Genomic DNA, 18,966 nt, shown 5'->3' with positions numbered 1-18,966 from the left:
GCGTCTGTACGGTGAGGGCCTGTGCGGGAAGTGCTACGGGTGGATCAGTACCGCTTTCCCGCTTTGGGATTTGCAGCAACTTCGGCCAGTACTTCCTTGTGGACCCGAGCTTCAACAATGAAGGACAGGAACGGGACCACGCCGCCCAGGGCGATCAGCACCAATTTGCCAAACGGCCAGCGCATGAGCGTCCAGAGGCGGAAGTCGGCGATGAGGTAGATGACATACATCCAGCCGTGCACGATCAGGACCATGGTGGAGAGATTCACCCCGCCGGCAATGGCCATGACTCCGCCATCAAGACTGACAAGCCCCAACCCGTGGGCGGCTCCGGTAGTGTCGGTTCCGCCTGCCATCAACACGCTTTGGAAGCCATAGCGCAGCACAAGTTCCACCACGAGCAGCAGCAGCATGGTGCCTGTTGCATAGGCAAGGACCTTGTAGAACTTCAACGCGCTGAGGATCTGCGCCGGGGTGCCCCCAAAGCGGCGCTTGGGTGCGGCCTTGGCCGCCGGTGCACTCGGACCGGCCGATTTTGTTTTGGCAGCCGGTGTGTTGCCGGGCTCGGTGCCATTCGGCTCTGCACTGATCGGCTCTGCACTGATCGGTTCTGTGCTGATCTGTTCTGGGTTGTTGGGCTCGGTCACGGTGCCGACTCTCCTCAATCTTCGGGTGGTTTCAGACTGTCCAAAATCCAGTCCAGGCAAGTTCTTCAATCACTGTGGCATGCCCGTCACAGCGGGGTTTCAGGCGCGAGTCTCGCCACCGTCGGTGGCAACGCCTTCGTCTTCGTCTTCGTCGTCTTCGGCGGCAAGGTCGAAGAGCTCATCTTGGTCGCGGCGGTAGTCGTCGGCCACAAGGCGCCACCACAGGAAAACGGCAAATCCGGCAAACAACACCCATTCCAGGGAGTAGAAGATGTTCAGCCAGTTGACCTTGTTGTTTTGGTCGGTGGCGGTGACGGTGATGGGAACCAAGCCGCTGGTGCCCGCTGCTGCACCGATTTCCTGTCCATCCGCCAGTTCGTTGTGGGAGACGATGAACGCGGCGTAGGTGGTGACTTTCCAAATGTTGCTGAGCTCGGCCGAGGACAGCATGTTGATCTGGCCGGCGGGAAGATCCTTCTTCAATTCAGGACCTTCGGAGTTGAGCAGCCTGCCCTCAAGGGCAATGCTGCCCGTTGGCGCTTCCGGCACGTTCTCCGAGGAGGCAATCCAGCCGCGGGCCACGGGGATGGCCACTTCATCGGTCGCTGCCACACCGGTCAGCAAAGGTGCACCGTCCACCTCAAAGGCCGTCACGACCCAGTAGCCAACATTGCCGTCCTGCAGCCGCGAAGGAACAAGCACTTGCTTGCTCTGATCGAAGCGTCCCTGTGCCGTGACAATCTGGCCTTCAGCATCGCCCAGCAAGGGCTGGCCCGGTTCCAAGGTCTCCAGCAGCGGCTGAACCTTGCTTGTCACCTCAGGGGGCGCAACGTCTTTCTCCAGCGAACGGGAGAACTGCCACTGGCTCAAAAGGACAAAGACAGCGGCCACCGCCAGCGCAAACACCAGCGCGGCGATCCATTTGGGCTTGACGGCAGTTTTCAACACGCTTCAACGTTACTTCGTATCCCTGTAGAACAACGAATGCCGGCTAATGGTCGAAGAAGACCAGCGTGGAGTTGATCAGCTCGGCGATGACCTCCGTGTCGTGCGCCCGCCGCAGGGACTCGCGGAAGTTCTCCTTGAAAAGCGAGCGGGCCAAGGTTGCCAGCACTTCCAAGTGGGCCGAGAATGAGCTGGCGGGGGTGGCAACGAGCAAGATCACAGTGGCTGGGCCGTCCGCCGCGCCAAAATCAAGGCTGTGGTCGAATTTGGTCACTCCCACGGCGATGGAAATTTCCTTCACGAACTCGCTCCGGGCGTGCGGCAGGCCAATTCCGCCCGGCAAGCCAGTTGCCATCTGGTGTTCGCGGGCGTTGACGTCGCGCAGGAAGCCGTCGAGGTCCGAAACCCTGCCCTGTTCAAAGAGTTTGGCCGCCAGCTGGGCTGCGGCGTCCTCCTTGGATTCGGCCGTCATCTCCAAAATCACCAACCCGGGGTTGGTCAATTCGGTGTCATAGCGTTCCAGTGAAGCCGATGTCATGGGTACCTTTCGCGCGAGTTTGTTCAAGCAGCTCACACTAGTCTAGACCCCTGCCAAGCACTTGGGCAGCTGCGCCCAGCGCACCTCGAGCCCTTGCCGAACACTCCTCGGAGCCCAGCGATGCCCCGGTCCGCAGGCGGTCCGGGGCATCGCTGTGCAGTGGAAACTACGGCCAAACGATGACGTCGATCCGCTGGAATTCCTTCAGGTCGGAATAGCCGGTGGTGGCCATCGAGCGGCGCAGTGCACCGATCAGGTTCGAGGTTCCGTCGGCTTGGTGGGCGGGACCGTACAGGACCTCCTCCAAGGTGCCCACGGTGCCCATCTTCACCCGATGCCCGCGCGGCAGTTCCTGGTGGTGCGCCTCGGCGCCCCAGTGCCAGCCCTGGCCAGGTGCCTCCGCAGCGCGAGACAACGCGGATCCAAGCATGACGGCGTCGGCGCCCATGGCGATGGCCTTGACGACGTCGCCGCTGGAGCCCATGCCGCCGTCGGCGATCACGTGCACATAGCGTCCACCGGATTCATCCATGTAGTCCCGACGGGCAGCGGCCACGTCGGAGATGGCGCTGGCCATGGGCGAGCGGATGCCCAGGGCGCGGCTTGTGGTGGTGGAGGCGCCGCCGCCGAAGCCCACCAGGACGCCTGCCGCGCCGGTGCGCATCAGGTGAAGTGCGGAGGTGTAGCCGGCTGCTCCACCCACAATCACGGGGACGTCGAGCTCATAAATGAACTGCTTGAGGTTCAACGGTTCGGTGGTTTTGGAAACGTGTTCGGCTGAAACGGTGGTTCCGCGGATGACGAATATATCAACACCGGCGGCAATCACCGTCTTGTAAAACTCCTGCGTGCGCTGGGGCGTCAAGGAGCCGGCCACTGTCACGCCGGCGGCGCGGATCTCGGCCAGGCGTGCAGTGATCAGCTCGGCCTTGATGGGCTCGTTGTAGATTTTCTGCAGGCGGCGGGTGGTCTCCGGGTCCACGACCGAGCCCTCCAGTGCCGCGATCTCGTCCAGCACCGGCTGGGGATCCTCGTAGCGGGTCCACAGGCCTTCCAGGTCCAGCACGCCCAGCCCGCCGAGCTTGCCCAGGGCAATGGCGGTTTCCGGGGACATCACCGAGTCCATGGGCGCACCGATGACGGGAATCTCAAACTGGTAGGCGTCGATCTGCCATTTCACCGAAACATCCTGGGGATCGCGGGTGCGCCTGGCCGGCACAATCGAAATCTCATCCAACGAATATGCGCGGCGTCCACGCTTTCCACGGCCAATCTCAATCTCATAAGTCACGCCCCCCACCCTATCGCAGCGAGGGCGCCGGGCTTCAAAGCACGCGGCCGGACGCTGATTGCAGGGCCAGTGCCGCTGTGGTTTCCAACGCTGCGATCGCCTCCACATGCTCCGCCATGAGCGCAAAATCCGGTTCCCCGGCGGCCCCGATGAGCGCCGCCAGGTCTTCCCACTGCTTCCCGAGCAGCTCGTAATGTGCAGCCGCCTCCGCCAGACCTTCCAGATCCATGGCGGAAAGTCCGACGCCGGTGCTCCCCTGCCCGTACTTCGCCACCTCCCGCAGGAATTGGGCATACAACGGGCGCAGTGCGCCGGGGCCGCTAAACCGTTTTCCGGCCAGCACCCCGTGCAACATGCCCAGGCCCTCCACCGCACGTTGGGGATCGCCAAAGATCCGGGCCCATCCGTAACGCGTGGAGGTGTCGCGCAAGCGCTGCGCCCACGACTGCATGCCCAGAATGCCGAAATTCTTGGCATAGCCGGCGGGAACCCCGGGAGGGGCTTGCTGGGATAGAAGCTCTTGTGCCGTCTCGGCCATGGTCCGGCGCAGCACCTCGGCCGTCAACACCTCGGCGGTCAATGCCTCGCCGCCGCCTCCCACCACATGTCCCTGCCAATGCTTGTCTGCCTTGCGGGAGGTGCGAGCTGCCGCCAACGAGTGTGCGCTGATCCGTTCCAGCCGCCCATCGCCGTCGTCCACGAAGTAGTCTTCACCGTCGCGAGCCACCACCGCCACATCCACCGAGTCCATGTCGGCCAGCGGGTCTGCCGGGATCCACGGCAGTGTTCCGTGCACCACCCGGACCACGACGGGCACCCCCGTCTCCAGTGCAGCATCCAGGCGCGACTGGGCCAGGGCCGCACTGCCGGTTTGCTGGATATGGATGTTGGCTCCGCTGCGCCGCAGCAGATTTTCTGTATACGGCCCGGGATGAAAGCGCGTCACCACGGAGGCCGTGGTGGTCTCCTTGCCGTCAAAAGTGAAGACCATGAAGCCGATTCCGCCGCCCAACCCGGCCAGCGCCGCTTCGCTGAACGGCTCGCCGGTGAACGGGTTCAGCACCGCTGATGCGGCCAAGACACGGGTCCGCAATCCCGCGTCCCAGTGTGAATAGTCGGTCCGGTGGTTGTAGTCGGCAGGCATTTGATGATTGTAGCGGGGCGGGCGCAGCGGTGAGTTCTCCCCAGGTCGCAAGGGACCGCCAGTGGAATAAGGTAAAACCGACAAGTCGCAGTGGCCAATGCACCGCCCCTCTTGAGGCAAGGATAGGACTCTCCATGACAGATGGCAGATCGGCGCAGACCCCGAACAGTTACGTGAGCTGGCCAAAACCATGGAAACTTCGGGCACCACGCTGAAGCAGCTGTCCTCCTCACTGAACAGCGTCATCACCGGCGCGCGCTGGAACGGTCCTGACAGCGAGCGGTTCCGCAGCCAGTGGCACAACGGGATGCGCCTGAAGCTACGCTCCACCGGGGACGTTCTGGCACAATACTCGAGAATCTTGAACAATCAGGCCGACGAGCAAGTCCAGGCCAGTGTCGCATCCGGCCTTCCTGCCGGCCCCGGCGATCCCCTTCGTGTTGGGCCTGGCGACGACGGTGTGGCCAACCTGTCGCTGGATGACGTGGCGGCGGCCAACTCCAACCCCGCCTACCAGACCGGCAACCTCCTGGCCTCTCTGGGCAGCGTATTCGCCGACAACCTGCTGGGAAAAATGATCAAGGCCGGGCTGCTGCGGGAAATGCCGTGGAGCCTGTTGAGTGCCCGGGGTGGACAGCTGGGCCAGTACTTCAAGGGCACCCAACTGCTCAACGGGCTCTCCATGGCGGGCCGTGCAGCCGGCGTGCTCAGCATCATTGGCGGAGGGGCCCAATTTGCCAACGGGCTCATGGACGGCAACACGAACCAGATGCTCGACGGCGGAATCACCACGGTCTTGGGTGTTGGCTCATTCATCCCCGTGGTGGGACCGGCCTTGCCGTGGCGGGAATCGTCTGGGCCGGCATGGGCGTGCTGTCCAACTCCGTGGGCTACGACAGCACCAGTGAGATGTTCGGCGACGGCGCCAAGTGGGTTGGCGAACAAAGCGCCAACGTGGCCAAAAAGGCGTGGGGCTGGCTGTCCGGTGGATAGAGCTGAGTGCAGCCGGCACCTGTCCCTCACCAGGATTTCAACCCCAAGGAAACAATGACCGACGAATCAGATCTTTTGCTGACCGACCATGAACTGCTGGCCCTGCTGGCAATGAATCCAACTGATGCCTCAGCAGCCACCCGCGACCTGTTCCGCCTTTCCGCTGCAGCGCACCGCGACGTTTTGGAACGGGCTGGCATCACAACCCTGCTGGCCCGTGGAATGGCCGAGCCCAAGGGGGACGATATTGTTCCGACGGAACGCGGTGCACTGGTGGCCGCTGTCCTGACAACAGCCACCGAATGGCTGGAAGTGGCCTTCGTGACGCCCGGAGCAGACCACGTCATGTTTGTGGCAGCCTCCGCGCACGGTTCCCTCCTGCTGTCCCTGAACCGGTTGGGGGCGCACCAGGTGCGCCCCGTCGACACCTCCGAAGGATTGCCCCGCTTGGGCGTGCTTCTCTCCCAGGCCTACCTCCAAGACGCCACGGACGGCCTTCCCGCCTCCGCCATGGTCACCTATCATTCGGCCTCGCACACCTCGCTCACGGCCCATCTCAAACGTGACGAGTCGGAGACGTGGACGCTGCTCACCGGCAGCGGGGACGCGGCACACGCCGAAACAGTACCGGCTGCTGCAGCCTTCGAACGGCTCACCGCAGCATTGTCTCGCTAATGCCGCCGCCCTCTGCATCGTTTGGCGGAACCGTCCGGAACCGTGCCGCTGCACTCATGGTCGCCACGGCCGCCGTGGCACTGGTTTTCACCATTCTGGCGCTGCTGAATGTGGAGCTGGGCGGAACGCCCCGAGGACTGACTTCCGGCATTGGTGCGGTTCTCTTCGCCTTCCTGCTGTTCCCTCTCCGGGCCAAAATGCGCCGGGTTCCGCCGGCCCGGCCCGCCACTGCCGGAACAGTCGATCCGGGGCCTTCCGCCGCCTTGGTCGTGGTGGCTGCGGTGATGTGGGCCATGGCAGGATTGTTTTGGTATTTTGCCGCGGTCGGCATCACAGCCCGCTTCGGAATCGACCCGGTGCTGTTCGCCGTCCCATTGAGCATTTATCCCATCGTGGTCCTTTGGGCCCGCAGGACACAGAACCCACCAGCTTCAGTCCGCCCGGAGGAACACGCACCATGAGCTATTCAAACCCCCTTCCTCCAATGCCTGGACGTCCCCTCGCCTACTGGCTTGATTCCGACATGGCCCGCACAGCACCCCAGGCCAGCACCTCGGCCCTGCGCGACATGGCATGGATCTACGGCCAGTGGCGAGGACTGGCCGGCGCCGCCACTGGCTTGGGAATCGCGTTGCTGGGCGGCGGCCTCCTGGCGCTGTCCACCATGACCAGTGCCATTGCCTTGTGGCTGTCCTTGATTCTGGCGGGTCTGGCCCTGTTGGCCACCAGTATCCTGATCCGGGTCCTGAAACTGCCCCAGATTCCACGTTCGCAACGGCCCATGGCGTCCCGCGCACCGCAAAAATTCAGCTCCGGAGTCAGTCTCACCATTCTCGTCACCTTGGCTGTTGGCCTTCCCACGGCCTTCGCAATCTCCGGGTGGCTGGCACAGGGTCCGGTCCCGGCATTCTCCTTTGTTGCCGTGTGTCTGCTCTTCGTCCTTGGCACAATCAGTTCCTTTGCGCTTCCGGCCTACTACGCAGAAAATGCCCGGCGGGACTTCCGCCGGCACATCGATCGCAACGCAGCCATGCGGAGCGAACTGGAAAATCTGTCCACGACGTGGCGCGACGCACGCGGTGATCGAAACTTTGGCCCGCTCTAGCTACGCTCGGCCGGGGCCCCTCGGCCAGTAGGCTTGGGCCATGACTGAGACTGAATTGCGCATGACCGACCATGAACTTCTTACCCTTCTCTCCATGACCCCCACGGAATCGGCTGCTGTCACCTTGGGCCTGCTCCGCCTTGACCAGCACGGCGACAACCAGCTCCTGCACAACGCAGGGCTGACCACTTTGATGGTGCGCGGGCTTGCCTCCGCCCAGGGTGAGAAGATTGTGCCCGTGGACAAGTGCGCCGTGGTCGGATCGGTGCTTTCCCAAGCCCAGGAGTGGCTTGAAATCTCCTTGACCACCCCCACCAGCAACCATGTGCTCTTCGCGGTTGGCTCCAACGTTGGCGCCATCCTGCTCAGCATCAGCCCCTACGGCGTGCACGAAATCCAGCCGATCGAATCCGGCCCGGCACTGCTGGAACTCGGACTGCACCTAAGCGAGGAATACCTCACCGGTTCCGCCGAGGGCCTGCCCGCCACAGCAGTCATTCGCCGGCTGCGCGTCGACGCCGAGCCCATCGTGGCCCAGCTGACAGCTGTCGAATCCGGGGACTGGGTGCTGCGCAGCGGCTCGGAATCTGAATTCGTCGAAGAGAACTTCCCCGCCGTCGAAGCCATGGAGAAACTCAAGACCGTTCTCTCCGCAGAAACACCGGCACAACCCGGAACGGAAATATAGCGAATTAGTTTATTCGGCATGGCGCGGCTTTGGAATCCCACGGATACGCCTGCGACAGTTAGGATAAGAAACTTCTCGTATAACCATTATGAGAAATAACAACGAAGAGAACGGGAGTTACCCAACATGCGCGGAAGCAGCCTTGTATGGACAATCGTAGGCGTTCTTGTGATCATTGCCTTGATCATCTGGATTGTCTCGGCAATCTAGGACGTCTTCTCTTAGTAGTTAGGGAGATCCCCTTGGCCACAGCCGGGGAGGCTTCTTCAAGAAAGGCTCGGGATGCAAGAATTTTTTGCGTCCCGAGCCTTTCCGTTTGTATCGACAGACAGCGGCGGTCGTCCCGCGTTGAAGGTCTCGAACGACGGCGGCGACCCACCTTTGAATGGTGGGTCGCCGCCGTCGAACTTGATGGACAGTAGAACCAATGGACCATCCAGGTTGATGGGCCAGCGTGCTCGACCGGTTCTGCAGCCCCGCGCTACTTGTTGAGGTAGTTGGGTGCTTCGACCGTCATGGTGATGTCATGCGGGTGGGATTCCTTCAGGCCGGCTGCGGTGATGCGCACGAACTTGCCGCGCGCCTTCAGCTCGGCGATGTTGGGAGAGCCAACGTAGAACATGGTCTGGCGCAGTCCGCCAACCAGCTGGTAGGCCACCGAGGCCAGCGGTCCGCGGTAGGCAACCCGGCCTTCAATGCCTTCGGGGATCAGCTTTTCATCTCCTGAAACGTCGGCCTGGAAGTAGCGGTCCTTGGAATAGGAGGTGTTCTCTCCGCGGGACTGCATGGCCCCCAAGGAGCCCATGCCGCGGTAGGCCTTGAACTGCTTGCCGTTGACGAACACGGTGGCCCCGGGGGACTCTTCCGTGCCGGCCAAAAGTGAACCGATCATGACGGTGTCGGCGCCTGCCACCAGGGCCTTGCCGATGTCCCCGGAGTACTGCAGGCCGCCGTCGGCAATCAACGGCACACCGGCCGGGATCGTCGCCTTGGCGGATTCGTAGATGGCGGTGATCTGCGGAACACCAACGCCGGCCACCACGCGGGTGGTGCAGATGGATCCGGGGCCAACGCCGACCTTGATGGCGTCGGCACCGGCGTCGATCAGGGCCTGGGCACCCTCGCGGGTGGCTGCCTGGCCGCCGATGACGTCAACGTGGGCGGCAGCCTTTTCACTCTTCAGCCGCGCAATCATTTCCAGCACGCCCTGGCTGTGGCCGTTGGCTGTGTCAACGAACAAGGCGTCAACGCCTGCCTCAACCAGCGTCATGGCGCGCTCAAAGCCGTCACCAAAGAAGCCGATCGCTGCCCCAACGAGCAGGCGACCCTCTGAGTCCTTCGTGGCCAGCGGGTATTGCTCGGCCTTGGCGAAGTCCTTCACGGTGATCAGGCCTTGCAGGATCCCTGCATTATCCACCAACGGGAGCTTTTCAATCTTGTTCTTGCCCAGCAGCTGAGAGGCCTCCTCACGGCTGATGCCGACGCGACCGGTGATCAATGGCATGTGCGTCATGACGTCACGGACAAGACGCTGAGCGTATTCGCTCTCTGGGATGAACACGATGTCGCGGTTGGTGACGATGCCCACGAGGCGGCCACCGCCGTCGACCACTGGCAGGCCGGAAACCCGGAAACGGGAACACAGTTCATCCAATTCGGCGAGCGTGGCGTCAGGGCCAACTGTCAAGGGGTTGGTGATCATGCCTGACTCGCTGCGCTTGACCAAGTCGACTTCTTCGGCCTGGCGCTGGATCGAAAGATTGCGGTGCACCACACCCAATCCACCCTGCCGGGCCATCGCGATGGCCATGCGCGACTCCGTGACAGTGTCCATCGCTGCCGAGAGCAGCGGGGTCTTCACAGTGATGCGCTTGGACACGCGTGAACTGGTGTCCGCTTCCGACGGGATGACGTTGGTGTGGCCGGGCAGGAGCAGGACGTCATCGTACGTCAAACCGATCAGGGCAAATGGATCATGGGTTTCAGGCTGGGACACGAAGGCTCCTTGGCGGGGTAGAACCGGTGGGGTGTGCATCCAATGGCCAGCCCCGTCATTACGAAGCCAGTCTGTGCGTTGATTACAGTCTAAAACGAAAGCCGCGCTGACCCTATTCTCGTGTGGCGCATCACACTCAACCGCGTTGCACGTCCAGGCGCCTGGCGAATTCGTTTGCCATGGTGTTCCAATACGTTTGGCTGACATGGTTGTTGTCGATGTAGACGTGGACGTTTCCAATGACGGGCCGGCAGATGGCATCAGGACAGATCAGGTCCGTCATGTCCATGGGGAAGAACAGGGCATTGCCCGCTCCCACGTTCTCCAGCGGCGAGACCGGTGGCATGAGGGTCTCCAGCGGTACCTGGCATTCTTCTGAATCCCGGCCCTTGGAATCCGCACACCACGGCATGTTGATGGTGAACCGCGGGTTGTCCCGCACGCCGACCACGGCAATGTCTTCGTCGGTAAACGCCTTGATGGTGTCCTCGTAACCCGGCGCCAACGTTTCGTCCGGTGTTGACTCGGTGGTCTTCGTGGCGATGGTGACGATCCTGTCCGGTTTCATCTTCAGGATGTACTGTGTGGCTTCGTCGTTGAAGGTCTTGCACCGTTCGTTCTGTGCCGAAGTGTCTGCGCTGAAAATACAGGACCGTCCCAGAAGCTTGGTGACTTTCCAATTATTGGCCTCCGCCATGGATCGGACGGCTCCCGAGAAGTGCTCAGCATGCGAATTTCCCACCACAATCACGCTTTCCGTGGCGCTGCCGTCCAGGACTCCGTCCTGCAAACAGTCCTTGGCCAGGGCCTCAAACTCAGGGGCATCGGCGCCTTCACACTTGGCGGCGTACTTGGGCCAGTCGCCAGTGATGCCGTCCAGCGCCGGCAGCACCGCTGCATCTTCGGAGACCTTGTCCACATAGCCGGGCAGCAGCGTCAGTGCGCCCGGGTTGTCGCTGGGAACTTGAGCGGCTGCTGCCGCTGCGGTTGCTCGAATCTGGGACTGCCAGGTCGTCAGGGGTGCTGCTACCAGGACCACGCACACGGCAATCACGGTGACGGCCCGACGTCGTTTCTGCTCAATCCACTTGTTCCGGCGCAAGGGAGTGTCAATATACTTCGTGGACATCGCCGCAGCGACCATCGAAACGATGATGATGACCAGCCCAAAGAACGGGCCGGCCTCCTGCCGATCCGAAACCATGAGGAAGATGACAAGGATGGGCCAGTGCAGCAGGTAGAGGGCATAGGAACTGTCGCCGAGCTTCACCAGCGGCTTCCAACTCAAAAACCTGTCGGCGCCGTGCGGGCTGTCGGTGAACCCGGCAACAATGATGAACGCCGCCGCAAGCGTCGGCCACAACGCCATATACCCGGGGAACTGCTGGCCCACCTGCAGAATCAAACCGCAGGAGAGCATGGCCACAACCCCCACCCAGCCCATGACGATTCTTGCGATCCGCGTCAACCGCAGATACGGCAACGTCAGTGCCAGCAGCGAACCCAGCGCGAACTCCCACAAGCGCGTCCTGGTGTCGAAGTAGGCGAACTCCTGGTTCGTTTGCGTGGTGATGATGGAGAAAATGAGCGATACGACAAAGACCGCACCAAACCCGTACATCAGCAACGGCCGAATTCTCAGCCGCCACCGTTTCGCCGCCAAGGCGGCCAGGGCGAAGAGGAGCGGCCACAGGATGAAGATCTGCCCCTGGATGGAAAGCGACCAAAAGTGCTGCAAGGGGCTGGCGAGACTGTGGTCGGTGGCGTAATAGTCCACAGACTCCGCCGCCAGAAACCAGTTCTGGTAATAAAACAACGACGCCCAGGTCTGCTTGAAAATCCCGCTCCAAGCAATGCTCGGCAGGAACAAGCGGGCGGCCCCCAGCACCAGCAGCAACGTGACGGCGATCAACGGAAGCAACCGCTTGAACAAATGCGCCCAATACTTGGGCAGTTCCAGTGCCCTGCCCGATTCCAGCTTCCGCACAAACTGGCCCGTCAGCAAGAAGGAGGAGATCAGCAAAAAAATATCAACCCCGCCGGAGATCCGACCAAACCACACATGGTAGGCGACCACCATCAACACAGCCACGGCACGCAACCCCTGCACTTCCGGAAGGAACTTGCGCACCTTCCCGGCCGGTCCGGCGGCCGGGAGCGCAGCAGACCTCCGGCCCCTGGCCTTTGCAGGGGCAGTGGTTTCAAGCAACATTGAGCGCACTTTCATCAGTTATATGTGCCGCCCCAACGGCCAGAAGTCCCTCGCCACGATACCGGCTCCACGCTGGAGCTCTCAATGCAGCTGCACCCGGAGCCTGCCGTCCCATAGAATCAGGCGCACATGTCGGCACGACAAAGGAACCCCCATGGCGTTGCAGATTCGCATTGTTGTCCCGTCCGGCACGGCCGACTCGGTCGTCGCGATTGCCCGAGACCACCCGGGCGTTTCGGAAATCTCACAGACGAGAGGTGCATCCTTGGTGCCCGAGGGAGACGTCATTGTGCTGCAGGCCGTGCGCGAATCCGTGGAAGGGCTGCTTGAAAAGCTGCACGGGCTCCACATTGACCACCAGGGCTCAGTCAGCGTCACCGCACCGGAGCTCGTCATGTCCGACCGCTTGGACAAGGCAGCCAAGGCGGCTGCCGGGGACGGCGCCGACGCCATCATCTGGGCTGAAGTGGAGAAGGACACCAACGCCGATTCAAAGCTGACCTGGAGCTTCTTGGCATTCCTCGTCATCGCCGTGCAATTGGCGGGGATCGGCATCGTGACCGATTCCACCATCGCCATCGTCGGCGCCATGGTGGTGGGCCCCGAGTTTGGTCCGCTGGCCGGGCTTGCCCTAGCCCTGGTGGACCGTCGGTGGAAGCTCGCCCGTCGGGCAGCCGTGGCCCTGCTGGTCGGTTTTCCCATCGCCATGGCGCTGACGGCCCTGGCCACGGCCGCATCGGTGGGTCTGGGGCTGTTCAGTCCGGCAGAGTTGCTCAGCGAGAACCGGGCCACGGAATTCATCTACCATCCAGGACCCTACTCCTTCATTGTGGCGGTGTTGGCGGGGGCGGCCGGCATGCTGTCCCTCATTGGCAAGAAGTCCGCAGCACTGGTGGGAGTCTTCATTTCCGTCACGACGGTTCCCGCCGCCGGGTACGTCGCTGTGGCCCTGGTGTTGGGTGAACAGGGCCGGGCGGCAGGATCAGCGTTGCAGCTATTCCTCAACGTTGCTGGCATCGTGGTCGCTGCGGCCGCCGTGCTGTTTGTCTACAGGATGTTCCGACGCCGACGCCCGGCGCCCACCCGCTACTCGGCCGCCCACGCCGCCGCAACTGCCCATAGCGTGGGCTCGTGGAACGCCTTCCGCCGCTGACGGTCCCCTCCGCCTTCACTTCCGTCCGGCGCTGGTACTGGGATTGGCGGCCCACCTGGGGCAGAGTTGGGGCATGGACGACTCCAGCGCACCCGTAACCGAGGCCTCTGTGGGCCAGCCCGGAACGCCCTCCGCCGGGCACGTGCGTCCACGCCGGCCGCTGGCCCTTGCCCTCCGTCGCTATCCTGTGGTCGCGTTGACCCTTCTTGTCGGCTTGGCCGTGGCTGTGCTGCTCCTCTCCGGCGCGAACTCCGCGGCACGCTGGACCGCCAGCATCTTCGCCTTGGCCGTGGCCGCCCACCAGTCAGTCGGCATGGTGAAGGACATCCTGCGCGGGCATTGGGGCATCGATATTCTGGCCGTCACCGCCATCGTGGCCACCGTCGCCGTGGGCGAGTACATCGCCTCGCTGATTGTTGTGCTGATGCTCACCGGCGGGGCCGCATTGGAAGACTACGCGGCCGGCCGTGCCACGAAGGAACTCACCTCCTTGCTGGAGCGTGCACCTCGCACAGCCCACAGGGAGAGCGACGACGGCTGCACTACCGAGGTCCCCATTGGCACCGTAGAGGTGGGTGACGTCCTGCTGGTCAGGCCCTCGGAGGTGGTGCCAGTTGACGGGTTGATTCTCTCTGGCCCCGCCATGTTTGATGAGTCGGCACTGACAGGTGAAAGCCTTCCCGTGGAACACGACACTGGCAGCACGGTACCCAGCGGTGTGCTCAACGGCCCGTCCGCTGTGCGCATCAGGGCCATCGCCAAGGAACAGGACTCCCAATACAGCCGCATTATTGCCCTGGTCCGCGAGGCTGCCGACAGCAGAGCTCCCGTGGTGCGACTGGCAGATAGGTATGCCGTTCCCTTCACCGTGTTTGCCCTGGTCCTGGCGGCAGCGGCGTGGTACTTCAGCGGGGATCCTTCGCGCTTTGCCGAGGTCTTGGTCGTGGCGACACCATGCCCGCTGCTCATTGCGGCTCCGGTGGCGTTCTTGGGCGGGATGAGCCAGGCGGCCAAGGCTGGCATCATTGTCAAGGGTGCCGGCACGTTGGAGCAGCTCTCGCGGGTGAGAACCGCAGCCTTCGACAAAACGGGAACGCTAACCGGTGGAAAACCTACCTTGGAAGAGGTGCGCAGCACTTCCCATAACCCCGCTGAGCTCCTCGCCTTGGCGGCTTCAGCGGAGCAATATTCATCCCATGTGCTGGCCACCGCGGTCGTGGCCGAGGCAGTGGCCCGCAACCTCGTTCTACAAACCACCGAGCACGCCACCGAACACGCCACGCATGGCGTCAGCGCCGACTTTCAAGGCCGCCGAGTACTAGTGGGCAAGCAGTCCTTCGTGGCCAAAAGTGTCACCGGTGTGCAGGAAACGCCGCTTACGGCGGGTCAAATGGCCGTCTATGTGGGCGTAGACGGCCATTTCGCCGGTACCCTCATCATGCGCGACCCTCTCAGGCCCGAGGCGCACTCCACACTGACCGCTTTGCGGCGGCTGGGGGTCACCGAAACGGTCATGCTCACAGGCGACGCCGAGACCACCGCGCAGTTCATCGCCAACGAGGTGGGCATCACGCAGGTGCGGGCCGGGCTCCTGCCCGAAGACAAGGTCCGGCTTGTCAACGAACTCCCGCTGCGCCAAGTGATGATGGTGGGCGACGGGGTCAATGACGCCCCCGTCCTGGCCGCATCCGATGTTGGCATTGCTATGGGTGCAAAAGGCTCGACGGCAGCCAGCGAGTCGGCCGACGTCGTCATTATGCACGATGACCTGACCAAGGTGGCTGAGGCCGTGCGAATGGGACAGCGGACCATCCGGATCGCCGTCCAGAGCATCTGGATCGGCATCTTGCTCAGCGTCGCCCTGATGTTCTTGGCCGCGGCGGGAAACATTCCGGCCGTGGCGGGTGCGTTGTCCCAAGAAGTTGTGGACCTGGCCGCCATCCTCAATGCCCTCCGCGCCCTGTCCCCGGGCAAGAAAAGATGCTAAAAAGAAGAAGGACACCGCCTGCGCTTTCGGCCACCAATAACGGTGTCCAAAAGCGCAAACGATGTCCTTCCAGCCAGCCCATCCCAAGTGGGAGAGCGTGGGTGGGCCCACGCGCCCGAGGGGCCCCAACTGGGGTCGCGAGCGACCCCAGTTGGGAGGGCGTGGGGTTAGTGCTGGTGTGCTGCTGCTTCATCCTCGGCAGGCTTGTCCGTCACGAGAACTTCGGTGGTGAGCACCAAAGCCGCAATGGAGGCTGCGTTGCGCAGGGCAGAGCGGGTGACCTTGACGGGATCGATGACGCCGGCGGAGATCAGGTTGCCGTAGACGCCGGTGGCTGCGTTGAAGCCGAAGCCGTCTTCAAGTTCGCCAACCTTGTGCACCACAACGTAGCCGTCGTGGCCTGCATTTTGGGCAATCCAGCGCAGCGGCTGGGCAACAGCCTTGCGCACCAGTTCGATGGCAGTTGCTGCGTCACCGGTCAGGGCGGCCACGTTGGCATCGTCGTCGAGGGCCTTGGCGGCCTGGACCAGTGCGGAACCGCCACCGGCCACAATGCCTTCTTCCAAAGCGGCACGCGTTGCGGACACAGCGTCCTCAATGCGGTGCTTCTTTTCCTTCAGCTCGACCTCGGTGGCTGCGCCAACCTTGATCACGCCGATGCCGCCTGCCAGCTTGGCCAGGCGTTCCTGCAGCTTTTCCTTGTCCCAGTCGGAGTCGGTGCGCTTGAGCTCGGCATGCAACTGCGCCACACGATCAGCAACGTCTTCGGCCGTACCGGCGCCGTCAACGATGGTGGTGTTGTCCTTGGTGACGGTGATGCGGCGGGCGGTGCCCAACACTTCAAGGCCAACCTGGTCCAGCGACAAGCCGATCTCCGGGGAGACAACCTGTGCACCGGTCAGGATCGCAATGTCCTGCAGCATGGCCTTGCGACGGTCGCCGAACCCCGGTGCCTTGACGGCAACAACATTCAACGTGCCGCGGAGGCGGTTCACGATCAGCGTGGACAGCGCCTCGCCGTCGACGTCCTCGGCAATGATGAACAAGGGCTTGCCAGCGGCAAGCGCCTTTTCCAGCAGCGGCAGAAATTCCTGCAAGTTGGAGATCTTGCCCTGGTTGATCAGAACCAGTGCGTCTTCCATGACTGCTTCCTGGCGTTCCGCGTCGGTGACGAAGTACGGGGACAGGTAGCCCTTGTCGAACTGCATGCCCTCGGTGAGGACCAGTTCGGTGGACGTCGTGGAGGACTCTTCGATGGTGATGACACCATCCTTGCCGACCTTGTCGAACGCCTCGGCGAGCAGGTCTCCGATCTCCTGGCTCTGTGCGGAGATGGCGGCAACTTCTGCCACCTGTCCGCCAGCCACCGGGCGTGCGTTTTCCAGCAGTCGAGCGGCAATGGCCTCCACGGAGACCTGGATGCCGCGCTTCAGCTCGCCGGGAGCCGCACCTGCTGCCACGTTGCGCAGTCCTTCTGAGACCAGTGCCTGGGCCAAGACGGTGGCGGTGGTGGTGCCGTCGCCGGCAACGTCGTTGGTCTTGGTGGCTACTTCCTTGGCCAGCTGTGCGCCAAGGTTCTCGTAGGGGTCCTCAAGCTCCACCTCGCGGGCGATGGTCACGCCGTCGTTGGTGATGGTGGGGGCGCCCCACTTTTTGTCAAGCACAACGTTGCGTCCGCGCGGCCCGAGGGTCACCTTGACGGTGTCCGCCAGTTTGTTGATGCCGGCCTCGAGGGCCTTGCGTGCGGCGTCGTTGAATTCAAGCTGCTTTGCCATGCGTTTGTCCTTTCACGCAAAGACCCCGCACCCGTATTCGATGATCTCGACAGGCTCGATTACCGAAAATGCCCGGCGCGGGGCTTTGCAAACGTGGTTGCTGGGCGAAAGTCGTTACTTAACGACGATGGCCAGTACGTCGCGGGCGGACAGAACCAGCAGCTCTTCGCCACCGGTCTTCACTTCGGTTCCACCGTACTTGGAGTAGATGACGACGTCGCCCACGGCAACATCGATCGGGACACGGTTGCCGTTGTCATCAACGCGGCCGGGGCCCACTGCCACAACTTCGCCCTCCTGGGGCTTTTCCTTGGCAGTATCCGGGATGACCAGACCTGAAGCGGTGGTCAGCTCTGCTTCGAGCTGGCGAACAACAATACGATCCTCAAGAGGCTTAATAGAGACCGACACTCGGACCTCCCCTTCACATGCGTAAATTTTTGGCTGCCTGGCAGTCTTCTTCGCCAAGTTGTATGGGTTCCAACCGTCGTCGCGGTGCCGGTGGTGCCCCTTGGCCAAGAAGGAAAGCGAGTTAGCACCCTCAGGGCGAGAGTGCTAACACCGACTCTAGGGAATCCGTTAGCACTCGGTCAAGGCGAGTGCCAGATTTTCACTTGAAAGCACGACGACGGCGGGCCCGGTTTCGCTCACGGCGCACCATGGGCGAGCCTGTCACGGTTACGCCAGCATCCACACCGGTGCAAGGATGATGAAATGACAAGCACCATTGCGCCGGTCAGGGTGCGCGATATGAAGAAATCCTATGGCCGCTTCACTGCCGTGGACGGTATTTCCTTCGACATCGAGCAGGGTGAAACTTTTGCCCTGCTTGGGCCCAACGGCGCAGGGAAAAGCACCGTCATTGAAATCCTTGAAGGCTACCGGGACCGCAGCAGCGGCGACGCACAGGTTTTGGGCGTCGACCCGCAACGCGGCGGCCTCGAGTGGAAGGCGCAGCTGGGGATCGTGCTGCAATCCACCGGTGAGAGCGGCAACGTCACAGTGCTGGAGCAGCTGACGCACTTCGCGGGCTACTACCCCAACCCCCGCAAGGTATCCGAGGTCATCGAAGCGGTGGGCTTGGGCAGCAAAGCTAAAACCCGGATTAGCAAGCTCTCCGGCGGACAGCGACGACGCGTGGACGTGGCGTTGGGCATCATCGGCCGTCCCAAACTTCTGTTCCTGGATGAACCGACCACGGGTTTTGACCCGGAGGCCAGACGCCATTTTTGGTCCCTGATCAACCAGCTCAAGGACGAGGGCACCACTATTCTGCTGACAACCCATTACCTTGACGAGGCGGCAACCTTGGCCGACAGGGCAGGGGTCATCGTGGGTGGAAAACTAGTGGACATGGGTCCCATCGACCAGATTGGCGGGGCCGAAGCGAGGGTTCCGCTCGTGCGGTGGCGGCAGGACGGAGTGGTGCGTCAAGAGCGCACCGCGGAGCCGTCAGCGCTGGCGGCCCGGCTCCACGCCGAGGCCGGAGGGGAGGTGCCGGGGCTTGAAATCACCCGGCCAAGCCTCAGACCTCCTGAAGTAGGTTTCAGGTTCCCTTTGTTTCCGGGGATTTTCTCGGGCGACATGCCGTCGGAAATCCGTTGAATTCTTGAAGTTGTCCGGTAGTGTTTTAGGCATGTCGGAGTCGATTTTGGAGTTTGCGGGAATGCCGGATCCGGCGGTGCTTCGCCGGGTGGATTCGGAGGGCCAGACGACGGTCCTGCTCGGGACGCGGGTGCTATTCTTGTATGAGTGCGACGATGCGGGGATGCGCAATCTGACGGTGGTCGCGGTCACGGACGCCGGGGTGGCGTGCC

Annotated in this window: 18 protein-coding genes; 9 read left to right on the top strand and 9 right to left on the bottom strand. The window is 62.6% G+C overall.

The window, feature by feature from the left end:
• Positions 1 to 44: 44 nt before the first annotated feature.
• From QMG25_RS18925 to QMG25_RS18905, 5 genes are all read right to left on the bottom strand, one after another.
• Entirely contained in the window at positions 45 to 590 is a 546-nt protein-coding gene (locus tag QMG25_RS18925) for a DUF3817 domain-containing protein (protein WP_502866453.1), read from the bottom strand.
• A 156-nt stretch (positions 591 to 746) separates the two neighbouring features.
• Positions 747 to 1,595, bottom strand: a complete 849-nt coding sequence (locus QMG25_RS18920) for an SURF1 family protein (protein WP_283462642.1) — start codon at positions 1,593 to 1,595, stop codon at positions 747 to 749.
• 43 nt (positions 1,596 to 1,638) lie between these two features.
• Complete coding sequence (locus tag QMG25_RS18915) at positions 1,639 to 2,130, bottom strand: PTS sugar transporter subunit IIA (RefSeq protein WP_283462641.1); 492 nt, start codon at positions 2,128 to 2,130, stop codon at positions 1,639 to 1,641.
• Positions 2,131 to 2,296: 166 nt separating this feature from the next.
• On the bottom strand, positions 2,297 to 3,421 hold the full coding sequence (locus tag QMG25_RS18910; protein ID WP_283462640.1) for a GuaB3 family IMP dehydrogenase-related protein: 1,125 nt from the start codon (positions 3,419 to 3,421) through the stop codon (positions 2,297 to 2,299).
• Between the two features lie 34 nt (positions 3,422 to 3,455).
• Positions 3,456 to 4,565, bottom strand: coding sequence for a BtrH N-terminal domain-containing protein (locus QMG25_RS18905; protein WP_283462639.1), 1,110 nt, complete (start codon positions 4,563 to 4,565; stop codon positions 3,456 to 3,458).
• Between the two features lie 190 nt (positions 4,566 to 4,755).
• Here QMG25_RS18905 and QMG25_RS18900 point away from each other — a divergent pair, with 190 nt between their 5' ends.
• From QMG25_RS18900 to QMG25_RS18880, 5 genes are read left to right on the top strand one after another with little or no spacing between them, the layout of a single operon-like run.
• Entirely contained in the window at positions 4,756 to 5,616 is an 861-nt protein-coding gene (locus QMG25_RS18900) for a hypothetical protein (protein WP_283462638.1), read from the top strand.
• On the top strand, positions 5,613 to 6,233 hold the full coding sequence (locus QMG25_RS18895; RefSeq protein WP_283462637.1) for a hypothetical protein: 621 nt from the start codon (positions 5,613 to 5,615) through the stop codon (positions 6,231 to 6,233). The genes QMG25_RS18900 and QMG25_RS18895 overlap by 4 nt, the downstream gene beginning before the upstream one ends.
• A complete protein-coding gene (locus tag QMG25_RS18890) occupies positions 6,233 to 6,694 on the top strand; it encodes a hypothetical protein (RefSeq protein WP_283462636.1) in 462 nt (153 codons plus the stop codon). Before QMG25_RS18895 ends, QMG25_RS18890 begins: the two co-directional genes overlap by 1 nt.
• A complete protein-coding gene (locus QMG25_RS18885) occupies positions 6,691 to 7,338 on the top strand; it encodes a hypothetical protein (protein WP_283462635.1) in 648 nt (215 codons plus the stop codon). The genes QMG25_RS18890 and QMG25_RS18885 overlap by 4 nt, the downstream gene beginning before the upstream one ends.
• Positions 7,339 to 7,378: 40 nt before the next feature.
• Positions 7,379 to 8,026 carry a hypothetical protein gene (locus tag QMG25_RS18880; RefSeq protein ID WP_283462634.1) on the top strand — a complete coding sequence of 216 codons (648 nt, stop codon included), beginning with the start codon at positions 7,379 to 7,381 and terminating at the stop codon, positions 8,024 to 8,026.
• Positions 8,027 to 8,507: 481 nt separating this feature from the next.
• Here QMG25_RS18880 and guaB read toward each other — a convergent pair whose 3' ends face one another.
• Complete coding sequence (guaB, locus tag QMG25_RS18875) at positions 8,508 to 10,022, bottom strand: IMP dehydrogenase (protein ID WP_283462633.1); 1,515 nt, start codon at positions 10,020 to 10,022, stop codon at positions 8,508 to 8,510.
• 136 nt (positions 10,023 to 10,158) lie between these two features.
• Positions 10,159 to 12,234, bottom strand: a complete 2,076-nt coding sequence (locus QMG25_RS18870) for an acyltransferase family protein (protein ID WP_283462631.1) — start codon at positions 12,232 to 12,234, stop codon at positions 10,159 to 10,161.
• A gap of 154 nt (positions 12,235 to 12,388) precedes the next feature.
• On the opposite strand from QMG25_RS18870, the gene QMG25_RS18865 reads away from it, so the two are divergent.
• Positions 12,389 to 13,387: a DUF389 domain-containing protein gene (locus QMG25_RS18865; RefSeq protein ID WP_283462629.1), complete on the top strand. Its 999-nt coding sequence runs from the start codon at positions 12,389 to 12,391 to the stop codon at positions 13,385 to 13,387.
• 73 nt (positions 13,388 to 13,460) lie between these two features.
• Complete coding sequence (locus QMG25_RS18860) at positions 13,461 to 15,374, top strand: heavy metal translocating P-type ATPase (RefSeq protein WP_283462628.1); 1,914 nt, start codon at positions 13,461 to 13,463, stop codon at positions 15,372 to 15,374.
• A gap of 167 nt (positions 15,375 to 15,541) precedes the next feature.
• Here the strand turns inward: QMG25_RS18860 and groL are convergent, their stop codons facing one another.
• Together groL and groES are read right to left on the bottom strand one after the other, a co-directional pair.
• A complete protein-coding gene (gene groL / locus QMG25_RS18855) occupies positions 15,542 to 17,149 on the bottom strand; it encodes a chaperonin GroEL (RefSeq protein WP_283462627.1) in 1,608 nt (535 codons plus the stop codon).
• A gap of 114 nt (positions 17,150 to 17,263) precedes the next feature.
• Positions 17,264 to 17,560 (bottom strand): co-chaperone GroES, encoded by a 297-nt coding sequence (gene groES, locus QMG25_RS18850; protein ID WP_038464523.1) that lies wholly within the window; start codon positions 17,558 to 17,560, stop codon positions 17,264 to 17,266.
• Between the two features lie 303 nt (positions 17,561 to 17,863).
• On the opposite strand from groES, the gene QMG25_RS18845 reads away from it, so the two are divergent.
• Together QMG25_RS18845 and QMG25_RS18840 are read left to right on the top strand one after the other, a co-directional pair.
• Entirely contained in the window at positions 17,864 to 18,754 is an 891-nt protein-coding gene (locus QMG25_RS18845; RefSeq protein ID WP_283462626.1) for an ABC transporter ATP-binding protein, read from the top strand.
• Between the two features lie 31 nt (positions 18,755 to 18,785).
• Positions 18,786 to 18,966: hypothetical protein (locus QMG25_RS18840; RefSeq protein ID WP_283462624.1), on the top strand; the 181-nt coding region annotated here is incomplete at its 3' end.

The organism is Arthrobacter sp. H35-D1, from assembly GCF_030063185.1.
Lineage (GTDB): Bacteria > Actinomycetota > Actinomycetes > Actinomycetales > Micrococcaceae > Specibacter.
Note: the sequence above shows the minus strand (reverse complement) of the source record. Positions and strands in the feature narration are given on the sequence as shown.